This is a genomic window from Selenomonas sp. WCT3, from assembly GCA_900100835.1.
In the GTDB taxonomy this organism is placed as follows: Bacteria; Bacillota; Negativicutes; order Selenomonadales; family Selenomonadaceae; genus Selenomonas_A; species Selenomonas_A ruminantium_E.
This window is the reverse complement of sequence record FNCM01000005.1, coordinates 161,205-176,338: the sequence shown is the minus strand read 5'-3', so window position 1 is coordinate 176,338 and position 15,134 is coordinate 161,205. Positions and strand designations below refer to the sequence as shown.

Genomic DNA, 15,134 nt, shown 5'->3' with positions numbered 1-15,134 from the left:
TGAATTGACGGATTTTGTGGCGGCAGCGGCGGTGGTTTGGTGAGAAATGCCTTTGTTGAGGAGACAAAAGCAGGATTTTTCATGGGGGTGGGCGAATTAGGCGATAGGTAATTTTGCCAAAAAGCGTATGAGGGGAGTTTTAGGATGCAGGACATAGCGGATAAAAACTATAGCAAAGGAAAGGCCAATAAGCTGCTGCGGCTGTTGGCGGAAAAATATCCCAACAAGCAGGCCGTTTACGAGAAACTCGTATATCTTCAATCGCGGCTGTCCCTTCCCAAGGGCAGTGAACATTTTATGAGTGATCTGCACGGGGAATACGAATCCTTTTTCCACATTTTAAACAATTGCTCGGGCATCATTCATGAGAAGGTGGATTATGTTTTTGGTGACCGGCTCACTCAGGAGGAGAAGGCGGAGTTCTGTACCCTGATTTATTATCCCAAAGAAAAAATGGAGCAGATAACGGCACTGCACGCCAATACACCGGAGTGGTACCGGCGCAATCTGGCCCAATTGCTGGAGCTGTCCCAGGTCATGAGTTATAAATATCCGGCGTCCCGGGTAAATGGCTTCATTCCGGACTGCTATGCCTCGGTAATCTTTGAATTGATGAATACGCATCCCACGGTGGACAGTGCCCAGCGGGTTTATTACAATCGGCTGCTCAATACCATTGTGCAGATTGATAGTGGGGCGGATTTTATCGAGGCCTTTACGGTGCTCATCAAGCGGTTGGCGGTGGACCGGCTGCATATCGTGGGAGACTTTTACGACCGGGGCAATCGGCCCGATGCGATTTTGAATCTGCTGATGGAATATCCCTCGGTGGATATCCAATGGGGCAATCACGATGTCCTGTGGATGGGCGCGGCGCTCGGAAGTGAGGTCTGCATTGCCAGTGTGGTGCGCAATTCGCTTCGCTACAACAATACGGATGTGCTGGAGCGGGGCTATGGCATCAGCCTGCGCTCCCTGTCCACCTTTGCTTCCCGGCTCTATCCCGACGAAAATCCCATTAAGGCGGCAGAGCGGGCCATGACCATCATCATGTTTAAACTGGAAGGCCAGCTCATTCGCCGCAATCCGGATTTCCAGATGGAGAGCCGGCTGCTCTTGGATAAGATTGATTTTCGGGTGTCGGCAGTTACCCTGGGGGATGGCAAACGGTATGAACTGGAAAATGCCTACTTTCCGACCATTGATGAAAATACCCAAGACCCCTATGTGCTGACGGAAAAGGAACAGGAAGTAGTTGATGATCTTAAATCCTATTTTGTGGAAAGCCTGATGCTCAAACGCCATGTGGATTACCTCTACCAGAAGGGGAGCATCTATACCCGTTTTAACGGCAATCTGCTTTTTCATGGCTGTGTGCCCCTAAATGAAGATGGCAGCCTGCGGGTGGTTAAGTTTGGCGGTCAGGAGTACAAGGGGCGCCAGTGGTTTGACTTTTGCGAGAAAATGGCCCGGGCTGCCTGGCTTCACGGGGATGAGACGGCGAAGGACTTCATGTATTTTCTGTGGTGCGGCCGCATATCGCCGGTATCGGGCCGGGAGTTTAAAACCTTTGAGCGGGCGATGATTGCCGACGAAAGCACTTGGGTGGAACCATCAGACCCCTATTTCCGCTATATTGATAAGGCCTCTGTTTGTGAGAAAATCCTGGCGGAATTTCATCTAGAACCGAAACGGGGCCATATCATCAATGGCCATGTGCCCGTGAAGGTGCGAAAAGGCGAAACGCCGGTGAAGGCTGGCGGCAAGGCCATCATCATCGATGGTGGTTTTTGCAAGGCCTATCATAAGAAAACGGGTATCTCTGGGTTTACCTTGATTTCCAATTCCCGCGGACTGCGGCTGTTAGAGCATCAGAAGATTCCCGATGTCCGGGAGGCCCTGCGGGAGAATCAGGACATCGAGTCGGTGTCGGAGACGGTGGAACTGCAGTCTTATCGGACCACCGTGGGGGATTCCGATGAGGGCCGGGCCATCAAAGAGGAAATCAGCGACCTTTATAAATTGCTGCTGGCTTATCAAAATGGGCTGTTAAAATAAAGCCGGAAAACTATCGCAGATATATTTTTGCCGCTGGCAGGAAGCCGCCAGGAAATGTCGAAGTATTACAAAGCAGGAAAAAGATTTTACGCAACTATATTGCGGTCTTTTTGCCTGGGGAAAGCCTTTTTGTGTATTAGTTTGGCGGGAGGCGGTTTTATGGCAAAACGGTTCTTTATCTGTAAGCTTTGCGGCAATATTGTCGGCGTGGTCAAAGAAGGCGGCGGAACGCTTTCGTGCTGCGGTCAGGCGATGACCGAGCTTACGGCCAATACCACCGATGCGGCTCAGGAAAAACACGTGCCGGTAATCTCGGTGGCCGAAAATGCGGTGAAGGTGTCGGTGGGGAGTGTAACCCATCCGATGACGCCGGAACACTTCATTGAGTGGATTCATCTCGAGACGAAACAGGGGGCCCAGATGGCCCATCTGACGCCGGATGATGCTCCGGAGTTTGTGTTCAATATGGCGGATGGAGATGAAGCAGTGGCAGCTTATGCCTATTGCAATCTGCATGGCCTGTGGAAAGCAGAAGTGTGACGAGTCAGGAGGATATTGCTATGAGTAAATATGCGGGAACCCAGACGGAGAAAAATCTGCAGGCGGCTTTTGCCGGAGAGTCCCAGGCACGCAATAAATATACGTATTTTGCCTCGGTGGCCAAGAAAGATGGGTCGGAGCAGATTGCGGAATTGTTTTTGAAAACCGCGGCCAATGAGTCCTATCATGCGAAGATGTGGCTCCGGGAGCTGGAAGGCATTGGCAATACGGAAGAGAACCTGGAAGATGCCGCCAACGGGGAGAACTATGAGTGGACAGACATGTATAAAGGCTTTGCTGAAACGGCGGAAAAGGAAGGCTTCCCAGAGCTGGCAATGAAATTCCGCATGGTGGGCGAAATCGAAAAACACCATGAGGAACGCTATCGGAAGCTCTTGCAAAATGTCAAGAATGGCGAAGTGTTCAAGCGAAGCGAAGTAAAGGTCTGGGAGTGCCGCAACTGCGGTCATATTGTGGTAGGCATGCAGGCGCCAAAGCTTTGCCCGGTATGTCAGCATCCACAGACTTATTTTGAAATTCAGGGGGAAAACTTCTAAGCGTGTCCAAGTGAAAAGCGGACCAGGTCAATAGTTGGCCTGGTCCGCTTTTTATTGGCGGCTGGGATTGATTTGGGCGGTGATGGCGGTTAAGATGTCGAGAAATTCCAGGGTGAGCCGGGACGGGCGGGTGGACTTTGGCAGGATGTAGCCGATTTCCATATAGTCATCCACTGCCAGGGGGCGGGCCACGATGTTGGACCCGTTTAACTCCTCGCTGATGCTGCCGCTGCAGATGGTGTAGCCGTTGAGGCCGATGACCATGTTGAACAAGGTGGCCCGGTCGCAGACGATGAGTTCTTTGTCGCAGTCTTCGGTGCTTAGAATCTCCTCGGAGAAGTAGAAGGAGTTATGGCTGCCCTGTTCGTAGGAAAGCCGCGGGAAGGGCTTTAGGTCCGCTAAGGTGACCTGGTCTTTTTGCGCCAGGGGGCTGTTCTTGCCCACAAAGACATGGGGGCTGGCGGTAAACAGCGGCGTAAAGGTGAGCTGGTTGTCCTTTAGGGTTTTGGTGATGATGGAGCGATTGAATTTGTTCCGATAAAGGATACCGGCTTCACTGCGCATATGGGCCACGTCATCGATGATTTCATAGGTTTGGGTTTCCCGCATGTGAAATTCGTATTTGTTGCCTTGGAACTGACGGATGAGTTCGACGAAGGCTTCGACAACAAAGGAGTAATGTTGGGAGGAGATGCAAAAATGCTGGCGGATGGGGGTTTTACCTGTGTAGCGTTCATGCATGAGGTCGGCCTGCTCTAGCACCTGCCGGGCATAGCCTAATAATTCATCCCCGGCAGGGGTCACTTCGATGCCCTTATTGGATCGGGAAAAAATGGTGATGCCGTATTCCTCTTCTAGGGAGTGGATGGCGGCGGTGAGACTGGGCTGGGCGATAAAGAGTTTTTTGGCGGCTTCGGTGATGTTTCCTGTCTCGGCCACTGTGACGGCGTAGCGAAGTTGTTTTAGTGTCATAAGAATCTCCTGATGAAATGTTTTGATGTAATTATACCATGGCCCATAGAAAATAACTATGGTGTGCCGATGCTTTTTCATATTTTACAGAAGCCTGCCGATTGCCTAAGATAGGTGTATACGATTCAGAGACACACCCGAAAGAAAGGATGATCGTTATGAATAAAATACAGACACCATGCCGTTATGATTTTGTGGGGAGCTTTTTGCGGCCGGCTAAGTTAAAAGAAGCCCGGGAAGCCTTCAAGGCGGGGAAAATTACCCAGCAGGAATTGGATGAAGTGACGGATGAAGCCGTTACCCAGGTGGTGGCCAAGCAAAAGGCCGCAGGCTTCCACGTGATTACCGATGGCGAGTTCCGCCGGGCTTACTGGCATCTGGATTTTATGTGGGGCTTTGAAGGGGTGGCCCATAAAGCCGGTGGCGGCGTCCAGTTCAATGGTGAGGTGGCAGAGCTGGAGGATACCTGGCTGGTGGGCAAGGTGAAAGCGAAGCAGCATCCCTTTGTGGCGTATTTCCGATTCCTCAAGCAGTTTGAAGATGAGCAGACGGTGGCCAAATACACGATTCCAGCACCGGCCCAGATGTTCCAGCAGTTCATCATTCCCCAGAACATCGAATCCACCCGGAAAATTTATCCCGATAACGAGTCTCTTATCCAGGATATTGGCAAGGCCTATCAGCAGGTCATCCGCCAGTTCTACGAGGCAGGCTGCCGGAATCTGCAGTTTGATGACTGCACCTGGGGCGCCGTGGTGGGGGATGCCGCGCAGCAGCGCTATCAGGCGCTGGGGCTTGACTTGCAGCAGGTCAAAGAACAGCTGCTGGCTGTGAACAATCTGGCACTGGCGGCAAAGCCTGAGGATATGGTAATCAATTCCCATATTTGCCGTGGTAATTATCATTCGACCTTCTTTACCAGCGGCCCTTATGATTCGGTGACGGATTACGTCTTTGCAGAGGAAAAGGTCGATGCCCTTTATCTGGAATACGACGATGAGCGGTCGGGGGGATTTGAGCCTCTGGCCAAGGTATCCCCAGACAAAAAAGTGGTCTTGGGTCTTATCACGACGAAAAAGCCGGAGCTTGAGGATAAAGCAAAGATTATTGCCAGAATCCGGGAGGCCGCCAACTACATTCCCCTGGAGCGGCTGTACCTCAGCCCGCAGTGCGGCTTTGCCTCCTGCGAAATCGGCAACAAGCTTACCGAAGAGCAGCAGTGGGCGAAATTGGCCTTGGTAAAAGAGATTGCTGAGGAGGTTTGGGTGTAAAGTATACCGAAAATAGACATTTGTCTAGAATAAGTATATTTTATGCAGAGAAAAGGTTTACTTGTAATTAAAAATACATTATGCTATAATTTTGTCTTAATGAAACATGAGTGGGATTTATCGCGTATATGTTATAGCGTTAAGTTAAATCCGGGCTGCCGATGGGCGGCTCGGATTTTGTGTAAACATGGGATAGTTTACTTTTATCAAGCAACTAAAATGGAGCAACGATTTTAGCAGGTAAGAACAGCCCTGGCTGTTTTTATAAATACTACTACATATACAAAGGAGAAGGGTAAATGGGAATCAGACAAAAGTTTATCGTGTTGGCTGGTATCGTAGGAGCGTTGATGGCTGCGGTGTCCATCATCGGCTACTACCTGGCAAGTTCGGATTTGCAGCAGAGCGTCGATAACGAGCTGCGGGCAGTTGTTGCCAAAGAGGTGTCCGATATGGACGGCTGGCTGATGGCAAAGCAGTCGTCGACGGCGCATACGGCCAATGTCATGACGGCTTACAATGGGGACAAGGCCAGCATGCAGACCAATGCGGCGCTTCAGGCGGCATCCTCGGAGGCCGATGTCATGGGCGTGACCTTGGGCATGGAGGATAAGTATTTTGCCTCCTCCACCGGTGGCAATATGACCGGTCAAAAGGACCCGACCCAGCGCCCCTGGTATCAGCAGGTGAAAAAGGATGACAAGGTGGAGTTTACCGAGGCCTATGTGGATGCCATCACCAACAAGTTGGTGGTATCGGCCATTGCACCAGTCAAGGCCAATGGTCAGTTCGTCGGTGCAGTCTGCAACGATATCGCTCTCGATGCGCTGGGGGAACAGGTAAAGAATATCGAGTACCATGGCGAAGGCCAGGGCATCATCATGGAGAAATCCGGCAACATCCTGGCAACGGCTGGCCTTGGCAAGCCTATGCAGAATTTTGCTGAAGTCGATGGCTTTGGTGAGCATTTCAAGGAAATGCAGGGCAAGGATTCGGGCTACTTTACCACGAGCAGTGACGGCCAGGATGTTGTCTTTGCCTATGCCAAAGTGCCGTCGACGGAATGGCTTATCGGCATTGCGGTGCCGGAGGATTTCGTCTTTGCCTCGCTGAAGCACATGCGCTGGGTATTTGGCCTGTTGACCCTCGTGGGCTTTGCTCTCATGATGGTTGTCTGCCAGTATTTTGCCCAGAAGATAACGCGTCCAATCCTGGGGCTTAACGAGCATGCTATGCAGCTGGCTGATGGTAATCTGCGCATGGCCGAGCTGCCGGTGGAAAGCTCCGATGAAATCGGTCAGCTCACCCAGGCTTTCAATACCATGAACAAGAACATCCGCAGTCTCATCCAGAAGATGAGCGCCGCCGCTGAGCAGGTGGCAGCATCCTCCGAAGAACTCACGGCCAGCGCTCAGCAGTCGGCAGAGGCCGCCAACAGCGTGGCCGTATCCGTCGGTGACGTGGCTCAGGGTGTCAGCGACCAGGCGGAAAGCGTGGACAATGCTAAAAATGTGGTGGAGGAAGTCGTAGGCCATATCGATGATGTGGCAAAAGGCATGGAGCATGTCAACGATCGCACGAACGAGACCAACGAAACGGCTACGGCAGGCAGCCAGCTTATGCAGGATGCCATGGACAAGATGGCCCTGATTGAAAAGGCTTCCCAGGAGTCGGCAGCCATCGTCTCTCAGCTGGGCAAGAACAGTGAGCAGATCGGTAAGATTGTGGAGACGATTTCGGCTATTGCTGAGCAGACGAATCTTTTGGCCCTCAATGCGGCTATCGAGGCAGCCCGGGCCGGTGAACAGGGCCGCGGCTTTACCGTTGTAGCTGAGGAAGTTCGCAAGCTGGCGGCTGAATCCCAGGAAGCTGCTGAGGATATCAAGCGCCACATCACGACGATTCAGAGCGATACGAACCAGGCAGTGGGCTCTATGGAGTCCAGCACGGAGCAGATCAAGCTTGGTACCGATGCGATTCGCGAGGTCGGCGAGCAGTTCGGCCGCATCATCGCGAAGGTTCATGACATCAAGGAAGAAGTCGAGAATATGAACGCTCGGGTGCACAAGGTTTCTGCCGGTGCCAGCTCCATTGTGGGTACCATGGAGGAAATCGACGAGGTCAGCAGCAAGACCGCTGCCCATACCCAGACGATTTCGGCAGCAACGGAAGAGCAGTCGGCATCCACCGAGGAAATTGCCTCGGCATCCCAGGCCCTGGCTAACATGGCGACAGAGCTGCAGGATGCTACGGCGAAATTCAAGTTCTGACAATAATTATTGATAGAAAGTATAAAAGCGTGCTATAATAAGACGTGAGATTTGTCTTTGAGGCGGGGAGCATTTCCCCACCGGCGGTATAGCCCGCGAGCCCTTGGGAGCATGATCCGGTGAGATTCCGGAGCCGACCGTATAGTCGGGATGAGAAAAGGCATGTTGGTTTTACATGCGATTTAGGCCAGCGAGAAGAGAAATCTTTTCGCTGGTCTTTTTGGTCTCAATCACAAACCTAAGATGAAGGAATCTGAGGTGATAGGATTGCAGGATGAAGATTTTATGCGCGTAGCCCTGCAAATGGCTCGCAATGCGGAGGGGCGTACCTCGCCCAATCCCCTGGTGGGAGCTGTGATCGTAAGGGAGGGCCGTATCGTGGCGGCGGGCTGGCATCGCAAGGCCGGCACCCCCCATGCGGAGGTTCATGCGCTGAATATGGCAGGAGACCTTGCGCGCGGCGCAACGCTTTACGTGACGCTTGAGCCCTGTGCCCACTATGGTCGCACGGGCCCCTGTGCCAAGGCAGTGGCCGAGGCAGGCATTGCCCGGGTGGTCATTGGCATGCGGGATCCCAATCCTCTGGTGGCAGGCAAGGGCATCAAGATTTTAGAAGATGCCGGCGTCGAGGTTACCTGTGGAGTCCTCGAAGAAGAGGCTGTGGCGTTAAACGAAGTGTTCCTCAAGTGGATTACCACGAAGATGCCCTTTGTGGTGCTCAAGACTGCCATGACGCTTGACGGCAAGATTGCAACGGCTGCGGGAGAGTCCCAGTGGATTACCAATGAGACTTCTCGGCGCCGGGTCCACGAGCTGCGGGATATTTATGATGGCATATTGGCTGGTATCGGCACGGTGTTAAAAGACGACCCGAGCCTTACGACGCGGATTCCAGGGTGTGAAGGGAAAAATGCCATCCGCATCATTGTCGACAGCAAGGCCCGCACGCCGCTTACGGCTAAGGTGGTAACGGACGGGGCGGCGCCGACTATTGTGGCGGTGACGGAGCAGGCACCTAAGGAGCGCGTACAGGCTTTAAAGGCTGCCGGTGCAGAGATTATCACGGCGGGCAGCGGCGAGCAGGTTGACTTAAAGCTCCTGATGGCAAAGCTTGGTGAGAGGGAAGTCTGCTCGGTATTTGTCGAGGGCGGCGGCCGCGTAAATTTCTCGCTGCTTGAAGCAGGCCTGGTGGATAAAGTCCATGCCTTCATCGCCCCGAAGCTTATCGGCGGGCGGGAGGCGCTGACCCCGGTGGAGGGGGAAGGCTTTGCGCGACTTTCCGATGCCGTGGAGCTTAATCGGGTTACGACGGAGTCGATGAATGGCGATATTTTGCTCACAGGTTATGTGACGCGGAGGTGAGACGTTGTTTACAGGAATCATTGAAGAGGTCGGGCATATCCGGCGCATTGGCGGCGGGCAGCTAGCCATTGACTGCCAGAAAGTGGTGGAGGATGTGGCCTTAGGCGACAGCATCGCCGTAAACGGCGTCTGCCTTACGGTGACCTCCTTTGACAAGAATCATTTCACGGCGGATGTGATGCCCGAGACGGTGCGGCGCACGTCGCTTTCGGAGCTTTCCAAGGGCAGTCCTGTAAATCTTGAGCGGGCACTGACCCTTGCCAGCCGCTTGGGCGGCCATATCGTCAGCGGCCATATCGACGGCACCGGCGAGATTGTTTCCTTTAAAGAGGAAGGCAATGCCATCCTGATGAAGATTGCGGCAGGGGCGGACCTTTTGCGCTACATCGTGGAAAAGGGCTCGGTGGCTCTCGATGGCATCAGCCTGACGGTGGCGGCCGTAAACAATACGGATTTTACCGTGAGCCTTATCCCCCATACCCGGGAGGTCACGAATCTTGGCAGCAAGAAGGCGGGCAGCAGGATAAATATTGAAACCGATGTGCTGGGAAAATACGTGGAAAAGATGCTGGCAGGAAAGGAAGAGCAGAAGAAGGCCGGCGGTCTTTCCCGGGCCTTCCTGCTGGAGAACGGTTTTTAAGTGAAGGAGAAAGATTATGGCAGATTTTGCAACAGTAGAGCAGGCCATTGAAGATATCAAGAATGGCAAAATGGTGGTGGTGGTCGATGATGAGGACCGCGAAAACGAAGGCGACCTTATCGTGGCCGCCGCAACGGTGACCCCCGAAGATGTCAACTTTATGGCCAAATACGCCAAGGGGCTCATCTGCACGCCCATTGACGGCAAGCGCCTCGATGAGCTTAACATCGGCCAGATGGTGGTCAACAATACGGATAACCATGAGACGGCGTTTACGGTTTCCATTGACGCCCATGAGACGGATACGGGTATCTCGGCTTATGAGCGCTGCCTGACCATTCGCAAGCTTTTAGACCCCAAGGCGCGTCCGTCGGATTTCCGCCGTCCGGGCCACGTGTTCCCGCTGCGCTCTGTGGAGGGCGGTGTCCTGCGCCGTGCCGGTCATACGGAGACGACCACGGATTTGGCGCGGCTGGCTGGTTTCTATCCGGCAGGCCTTTGCTGTGAAATCATGGACGACGATGGTCACATGATGCGCACGCCGAAACTCATCGAGTTTGCCAAGAAGCACGGTCTGCACATGATTACGGTACAGGCTCTCATCGAGTACCGCAAGCGCACCGAATCCTTTGTGGAGCTGGTGGCTGATGTGGATTTCCCCAGCAAGTTCGGTCATTTCCGCATCAAGTCCTATGAGAGCAAGCTGGACGGCAAATGCCATCTGGCCATCGTCAAGGGCGACGTCAAGGGCAAGAAAGACGTGCTGGTGCGCGTCCATTCCGAGTGTCTGACGGGTGATGCGCTGGGCTCCATGCGCTGTGACTGCGGTGACCAGCTCCATGCGGCCTTGGAAAAAATCGAAAAGGCCGGCGAGGGCGTCGTGCTCTACATGCGTCAGGAAGGCCGTGGCATTGGCCTTGCTAACAAGATGCGGGCCTATGCCCTGCAGGATAAGGGCCGCGATACGGTGGAGGCCAATGTGGAGCTCGGTTTTGCACCGGACCTGCGGGACTACGGCATTGGTGCTCAGATTCTGGCGGATCTGGGGCTTACCAGCATCCGGCTGATGACCAACAATCCGGCTAAGCGGGCTGGTCTTGAGGGGTATGGTCTTACGATTACCGAGCGGGTACCGCTGATGATTCATGCCAACAAGTTCGACAAGAACTATCTGACAGTCAAAAAAGTAAAGATGGGCCATCTCTTGAACGAAGAGACGTTGAAGTAAGGTTCCTATAGGAGGTAATATATCATGGCAAATGTAATCGAAGGTTTTATCACAGCAAAAGGGCTGAAATTCGGCATCGTCGTAGCCCGTTTCAATGAGTTCATCACGAGCAAGCTCTTAGGCGGCGCCCTGGACACGCTGCACCGTCACGAGGCCAACGATGCTGATATCGATGTGGCCTGGGTACCGGGGGCATTTGAAATCCCGGTGGTGGCTAAGAAAATGGCCGAAAGCGGCAAGTACGACGCCGTTATCTGCCTGGGTGCGGTCATCCGTGGCTCGACGACCCATTACGATTATGTCTGCAACGAGGTTTCCAAAGGTACGGCTCAGGTTGGCATGCAGACGGGGGTGCCGACGATTTTCGGCGTCGTGACGACGGAGAACATCGAGCAGGCAGTGGAGCGCGCTGGCACGAAGGCTGGCAACAAAGGTTCCGACAGCGCTATGGCCGCTATGGAAATGGCGAACCTGCTCAAGAAAATCGGTTAATCGCGTTTAGGAAAGAAGCTGAATTTCGATGAAAATTGGTATTATCAGTGACACCCACGGCCATGAAGGGGCTTGGCAGACGGCCTTTGACAAGGCTTTCCATGATGCCGATATGATTCTGCACGCAGGGGATGTGCTCTATCACGGCCCCCGCAATCCCATGAAGGCGGACTACAATCCGGCGGGCCTCGTGGCCAAAATCAACAGCTGCCCGGTGCCGGTCATCATCGCCAAGGGCAACTGCGATTCCTCGGTGGATGCCAGCTGCCTGGAACTTCCCGTGCAGGCACCTTATGCCTATGTGGTTTACGAGGGGCTGCGCATCATCGTCACCCATGGCGACAGCGTCATGACCGATGAAGAAAAGGACAAGATGGCGGCCCATTTAAAGGCGGATCTCTTCATCAGCGGCCACATCCATACGACGGTGCTGGAAAAGCGTGGCCAGACCGTATTCTTAAATCCTGGCTCGGCGGCGCTCTCCAAGCGGGAAGATGGCCGCAATACCTATGCGGTGCTCGAAGACCGCACAATCCGGATCTACGATATCGATACGGATGAAGTGCTTATGCAACATACGATTTAAAGATTAGCCTTCCCCAGCGGGGAAGGCCTTTTAGGAAGGAAATATTCATGAAAGACCATTTAGTAAAAGCAACGGCTGAGGGTGTGCGCATCTATGCGGCGGTGACGACGGACCTGGTCAACGAGGCCATCCGCCGCCATGACTGCTATCCGGTGGCGGCAGCAGCCCTGGGCCGCACCATGACGGCGGCGCTCTTGATGGCAGCCAACCTCAAGAACCAAGAAGCCCTGACGATAAAATTCGATGGCGATGGCCCGCTGGGCAAGGTGACGGCTGATGCAACGCCGGAGGGCTTTGTGCGCGGCTATATCGACGAACCCCATGTCAATCTGCCTCTTAACAGCCTGGGCAAAATCGATGTGGGCGGCGGCGTCGGCAAGGGCATGGTATCGGTCACGCGGTTCACGGGACTCAAGAACCCCATCACGGGCAGCACGGAGATCACCGATGGCGAGATTGCCGACGACCTCACGAAGTACCTCTACGTCTCCGAGCAGACGCCGTCCAGCGTCGGCCTGGGTGTGCTGGTGAATCCTGACTTCAAGTGCATCGGTGCGGGCGGCTTCATCATCCAGCCGCTGCCCGATGCCACCGACGAATGCATCGATAAGCTCGAAGCCAATCTGCGCACGGTAAATTCCGTCTCGCACATGGTGGAGCGCGGTCTCGATGCCAAGGGCATCATCGCGGAGCTCCTGCAGGGCTTTGATGTCAACTACATGACGACGACGGATCTGGCCTTTAAATGCCAGTGTTCGAAGGAGCGCATCAGCGAAGTGCTGCTGAGTCTGGGCAAGGCGGATCTTCAGACCTTAGTGGATGATGGCCATGCTGAAGTTTGCTGTCATTTCTGCAACGAGAAATACGAGTTTTCCGGTGAGGAACTGCAGGCAATCTTTGACGAGTCCGAAAAGCGCCGCCAGGGATGACGGAGGAAATCTTTCCCTTCGCTGGGCAGGTCATATACCTAAAGCGCAAGCGAATCAAAAACATGTACCTGCGGGTGCAAAAGCCCGCTGGCCGTATTGAGGTAACTGCGCCTCTTCGCATGAAGCGGGAACGTATTACTGATTTTTTGCGCCAGCACTGGCAGTGGGTGGAAAAAAAGCAGCAGGCCATATGGGAAAAGGCGGAGCAGAAAAAGTTGACCCGTCAATATCAGACGGGGGATAAAGTTCCCCTTTGGGGTGTCTATTATGACCTGGTGGTGCGGGATTCCGCCAGCCGCCGGGCTTCGGTGGTTTGCAAGGATTCCCGGATTATCCTCACGGTTCCAGCTTATGCAACGGTGGAACAGCGACGGGAAATCGTCAACGGTCTCTACCGCCGCCAGCTGGAGCAGGCTATCCCTAAGCTGCTGCCGCGCTGTGAGGCCGTTGTCGGCAAAAAAGCCGCCGAGTGCCGCATTCGCAACATGAAGACCCGCTGGGGTACCTGTAACATCCTAAAGGCCCGGGTTTGGCTTAACTTGCAGCTGGCCAAGTATAAGCCGGAGGCTTTGGAGTATGTCATGCTCCATGAACTTACGCATCTTTGGGTGCATAATCACGGCCCGGCCTTCAAGGCAAGGATGGATAAGGTTTGCCCCGATTGGCGGCGCATCCGGCAGGAGCTGAATCAGCTGGCAGATTTTGCGTAAAGTATACTACTAAAGTGGTAAAACACCAATAACTCCTACTACCGATGAATTGTAAAGGTGGAAAAGGTCTCTTATAATAGAGAAGCCATCGGAATGGATTAAGAGGGATGAATTGTTTCCTGGTACGTTTAGCGAAACGATTCTCCGGTGGCTGCTATGAGGCTTGGGGAAGCTGAGTGGTATAGGGGATTATATGTTTTTGGGGGCGGGCCTTTAAGGGCTCGCTTCTTTGTTTTGTGGGGAAGTTGGCGGGGCTCCGAACCGATGCGGGGATTTTCGTTATAGCAAAATAGGGATAATGGGGTTATAATAAAATGAGAATGAGAGATGAGAGAGGCAAGGGATATGCTTTATTTGGATGAAAATGAATGCCGCGTGATGACCATGGCTGTGCTGAAATGTTATGAGGCCAGCGTCGACGAATATCGCCAGGCGGTTTTTGAAGCATTGGAAAGCCTGGTTCCCTTTGCGTGCGGCGTTTCCTTTATGATGATGAATGAGGCGGATGCAAAATGCCATGTGCGGCCCCTGAGTTATAAGTGGAGCCCGGAGGCACCGGCTTTTGAAGAGATGGCCGCTAGAGCCATCCGCCTGGGGAAATCCTATCCGTACCGCTCCCTGGAGTGGCGCAAGGAGTCCCTAGTGTTTCGGGATACGGATGTGTTAAGCGAAGAATTCCTGCAGAATTCGGATTTTTACCAGCAGGTGCGAAAGCCTATTGGCATGCATTACAGCTGCAAATTGTGGCTGGTAAAAAACAATCTGTTGCTGGGGAAATTCGGATTGTTGCGGCCAAAGGAAATGGGAAATTTCACGGACTTGGAGCTGATGAAGCTTCGCTGCATTGAGCCCCATATTGCCCAGCGCTTGTATCGCTTCCATCCGCAGAACGACACGAACCAGCGAATCCGGTTGGTGTTAAAGCAGCGTTTTGGGCTAACGGAACGGGAAATCGAGATTACGAGTTTGTTGTGCCGCGGCTGGTCGAACCGTCAGATAGGCGAACGGGTGAACAGTGCGGAAAGCACTGTCAAAAAACACGTCTATGCCATCTGCAAGAAGATGAAGGAACCCAATCGCGCCTCGGTGATGTGCCGCTGTGTATTGGAAGGCGTAATGCCTAAGTGTATTTAAGGGAAAATAGAATCGAATGGTTCAGAAAAGCATGAGCCCCACCGCGATAGCAGTGGGGCTCATGCTTTTCTGATAGCGATACGATACAAATAAAGAAAGCGAAAGAGACGAGCTCTTTCGCTTTCTTTATGATATATCAGCTTCTGATATTATGCGCAAATCAGAGGGCACGCTGAACCTTACCGGAACGCAGGCAACGCGTGCAGACGTTAACACGTTTGACTTCGCCGTCAACAACAGCGCGGACACGCTGGATGTTCGGTTTCCAAGCACGTTTCGTCTTCAGGTGGGAATGGCTGACGTTGTTACCAGACAGCTGACCCTTTGCACAAACTTCGCAAACACTTGCCATGTGTTACACCTCCTTAACGTAGGAGCATAGTTA

15 protein-coding genes and 1 riboswitch are annotated in these 15,134 nt (G+C 53.4%); of the genes, 13 read left to right on the top strand and 2 right to left on the bottom strand.

The genetic code is table 11. The features are described 5' to 3' along the window. The first annotated feature begins 144 nt into the window (after positions 1-144). The 3 genes from BLQ36_RS06625 (at position 145) to rbr (ending at position 3,155) form a co-directional block, all read left to right on the top strand. Complete coding sequence (locus tag BLQ36_RS06625; protein WP_074514762.1) at positions 145-2,058, top strand: fructose-1,6-bisphosphatase; 1,914 nt, start codon at positions 145-147, stop codon at positions 2,056-2,058. 159 nt (positions 2,059-2,217) lie between these two features. Next, positions 2,218-2,598 carry a desulfoferrodoxin family protein gene (locus tag BLQ36_RS06620; RefSeq protein ID WP_074514760.1) on the top strand — a complete coding sequence of 127 codons (381 nt, stop codon included), beginning with the start codon at positions 2,218-2,220 and terminating at the stop codon, positions 2,596-2,598. A 20-nt stretch (positions 2,599-2,618) separates the two neighbouring features. Continuing rightward, entirely contained in the window at positions 2,619-3,155 is a 537-nt protein-coding gene (gene rbr / locus BLQ36_RS06615; protein WP_074514758.1) for a rubrerythrin, read from the top strand. A 51-nt stretch (positions 3,156-3,206) separates the two neighbouring features. On the opposite strand, the gene BLQ36_RS06610 is transcribed toward rbr, so the two are convergent. Next, a complete protein-coding gene (locus BLQ36_RS06610) occupies positions 3,207-4,127 on the bottom strand; it encodes a LysR family transcriptional regulator (RefSeq protein ID WP_074514757.1) in 921 nt (306 codons plus the stop codon). Between the two features lie 158 nt (positions 4,128-4,285). Between BLQ36_RS06610 and BLQ36_RS06605 the strand changes: the two genes are divergently transcribed. The 10 genes from BLQ36_RS06605 (at position 4,286) to BLQ36_RS06560 (ending at position 14,749) form a co-directional block, all read left to right on the top strand. Next, entirely contained in the window at positions 4,286-5,398 is a 1,113-nt protein-coding gene (locus BLQ36_RS06605) for a 5-methyltetrahydropteroyltriglutamate--homocysteine S-methyltransferase (protein ID WP_074514755.1), read from the top strand. A 299-nt stretch (positions 5,399-5,697) separates the two neighbouring features. Continuing rightward, entirely contained in the window at positions 5,698-7,668 is a 1,971-nt protein-coding gene (locus BLQ36_RS06600; RefSeq protein WP_074514754.1) for a methyl-accepting chemotaxis protein, read from the top strand. A 49-nt stretch (positions 7,669-7,717) separates the two neighbouring features. Further along, positions 7,718-7,834: riboswitch (FMN riboswitch) on the top strand. Positions 7,835-7,935: 101 nt separating this feature from the next. Continuing rightward, positions 7,936-9,030: a bifunctional diaminohydroxyphosphoribosylaminopyrimidine deaminase/5-amino-6-(5-phosphoribosylamino)uracil reductase RibD gene (ribD, locus tag BLQ36_RS06595; RefSeq protein ID WP_318260936.1), complete on the top strand. Its 1,095-nt coding sequence runs from the start codon at positions 7,936-7,938 to the stop codon at positions 9,028-9,030. 4 nt (positions 9,031-9,034) lie between these two features. After that, a complete protein-coding gene (locus BLQ36_RS06590; RefSeq protein WP_074514752.1) occupies positions 9,035-9,670 on the top strand; it encodes a riboflavin synthase in 636 nt (211 codons plus the stop codon). Between the two features lie 16 nt (positions 9,671-9,686). After that, positions 9,687-10,898, top strand: a complete 1,212-nt coding sequence (locus tag BLQ36_RS06585; protein ID WP_074514750.1) for a bifunctional 3,4-dihydroxy-2-butanone-4-phosphate synthase/GTP cyclohydrolase II — start codon at positions 9,687-9,689, stop codon at positions 10,896-10,898. A gap of 24 nt (positions 10,899-10,922) precedes the next feature. Further along, positions 10,923-11,390: a 6,7-dimethyl-8-ribityllumazine synthase gene (gene ribE, locus BLQ36_RS06580; RefSeq protein WP_074514749.1), complete on the top strand. Its 468-nt coding sequence runs from the start codon at positions 10,923-10,925 to the stop codon at positions 11,388-11,390. Between the two features lie 28 nt (positions 11,391-11,418). Next, the gene (yfcE, locus tag BLQ36_RS06575) at positions 11,419-11,976 is read left to right on the top strand and encodes a phosphodiesterase (protein ID WP_074514747.1); all 558 of its coding nucleotides are present in this window, start codon (positions 11,419-11,421) and stop codon (positions 11,974-11,976) included. A 47-nt stretch (positions 11,977-12,023) separates the two neighbouring features. Further along, positions 12,024-12,905: an Hsp33 family molecular chaperone HslO gene (hslO, locus tag BLQ36_RS06570; protein WP_074514746.1), complete on the top strand. Its 882-nt coding sequence runs from the start codon at positions 12,024-12,026 to the stop codon at positions 12,903-12,905. Continuing rightward, positions 12,902-13,615, top strand: coding sequence for a M48 family metallopeptidase (locus tag BLQ36_RS06565; RefSeq protein WP_074514745.1), 714 nt, complete (start codon positions 12,902-12,904; stop codon positions 13,613-13,615). Before hslO ends, BLQ36_RS06565 begins: the two co-directional genes overlap by 4 nt. A gap of 345 nt (positions 13,616-13,960) precedes the next feature. Next, positions 13,961-14,749, top strand: a complete 789-nt coding sequence (locus tag BLQ36_RS06560; RefSeq protein ID WP_074514743.1) for a response regulator transcription factor — start codon at positions 13,961-13,963, stop codon at positions 14,747-14,749. Between the two features lie 160 nt (positions 14,750-14,909). Here the strand turns inward: BLQ36_RS06560 and rpmB are convergent, their stop codons facing one another. After that, the gene (gene rpmB, locus BLQ36_RS06555) at positions 14,910-15,101 is read right to left on the bottom strand and encodes a 50S ribosomal protein L28 (protein ID WP_033169802.1); all 192 of its coding nucleotides are present in this window, start codon (positions 15,099-15,101) and stop codon (positions 14,910-14,912) included. Positions 15,102-15,134: the final 33 nt, after the last annotated feature.

Bases quoted from the DNA above. Each gene is read 5' to 3' on its own strand.
- rbr (WP_074514758.1), top strand. From the start codon at position 2,619: ATGAGTAAATATGCGGGAACCCAGACGGAGAAAAATCTGCAGGCGGCT.
- BLQ36_RS06625 (WP_074514762.1), top strand. From the start codon at position 145: ATGCAGGACATAGCGGATAAAAACTATAGCAAAGGAAAGGCCAATAAG.
- BLQ36_RS06585 (WP_074514750.1), top strand. From the start codon at position 9,687: ATGGCAGATTTTGCAACAGTAGAGCAGGCCATTGAAGATATCAAGAAT.
- BLQ36_RS06610 (WP_074514757.1), bottom strand. From the start codon at position 4,127: ATGACACTAAAACAACTTCGCTACGCCGTCACAGTGGCCGAGACAGGA.
- hslO (WP_074514746.1), top strand. From the start codon at position 12,024: ATGAAAGACCATTTAGTAAAAGCAACGGCTGAGGGTGTGCGCATCTAT.
- rpmB (WP_033169802.1), bottom strand. From the start codon at position 15,101: ATGGCAAGTGTTTGCGAAGTTTGTGCAAAGGGTCAGCTGTCTGGTAAC.
- BLQ36_RS06560 (WP_074514743.1), top strand. From the start codon at position 13,961: ATGCTTTATTTGGATGAAAATGAATGCCGCGTGATGACCATGGCTGTG.
- BLQ36_RS06600 (WP_074514754.1), top strand. From the start codon at position 5,698: ATGGGAATCAGACAAAAGTTTATCGTGTTGGCTGGTATCGTAGGAGCG.
- yfcE (WP_074514747.1), top strand. From the start codon at position 11,419: ATGAAAATTGGTATTATCAGTGACACCCACGGCCATGAAGGGGCTTGG.
- ribE (WP_074514749.1), top strand. From the start codon at position 10,923: ATGGCAAATGTAATCGAAGGTTTTATCACAGCAAAAGGGCTGAAATTC.
- BLQ36_RS06620 (WP_074514760.1), top strand. From the start codon at position 2,218: ATGGCAAAACGGTTCTTTATCTGTAAGCTTTGCGGCAATATTGTCGGC.
- BLQ36_RS06605 (WP_074514755.1), top strand. From the start codon at position 4,286: ATGAATAAAATACAGACACCATGCCGTTATGATTTTGTGGGGAGCTTT.
- BLQ36_RS06565 (WP_074514745.1), top strand. From the start codon at position 12,902: ATGACGGAGGAAATCTTTCCCTTCGCTGGGCAGGTCATATACCTAAAG.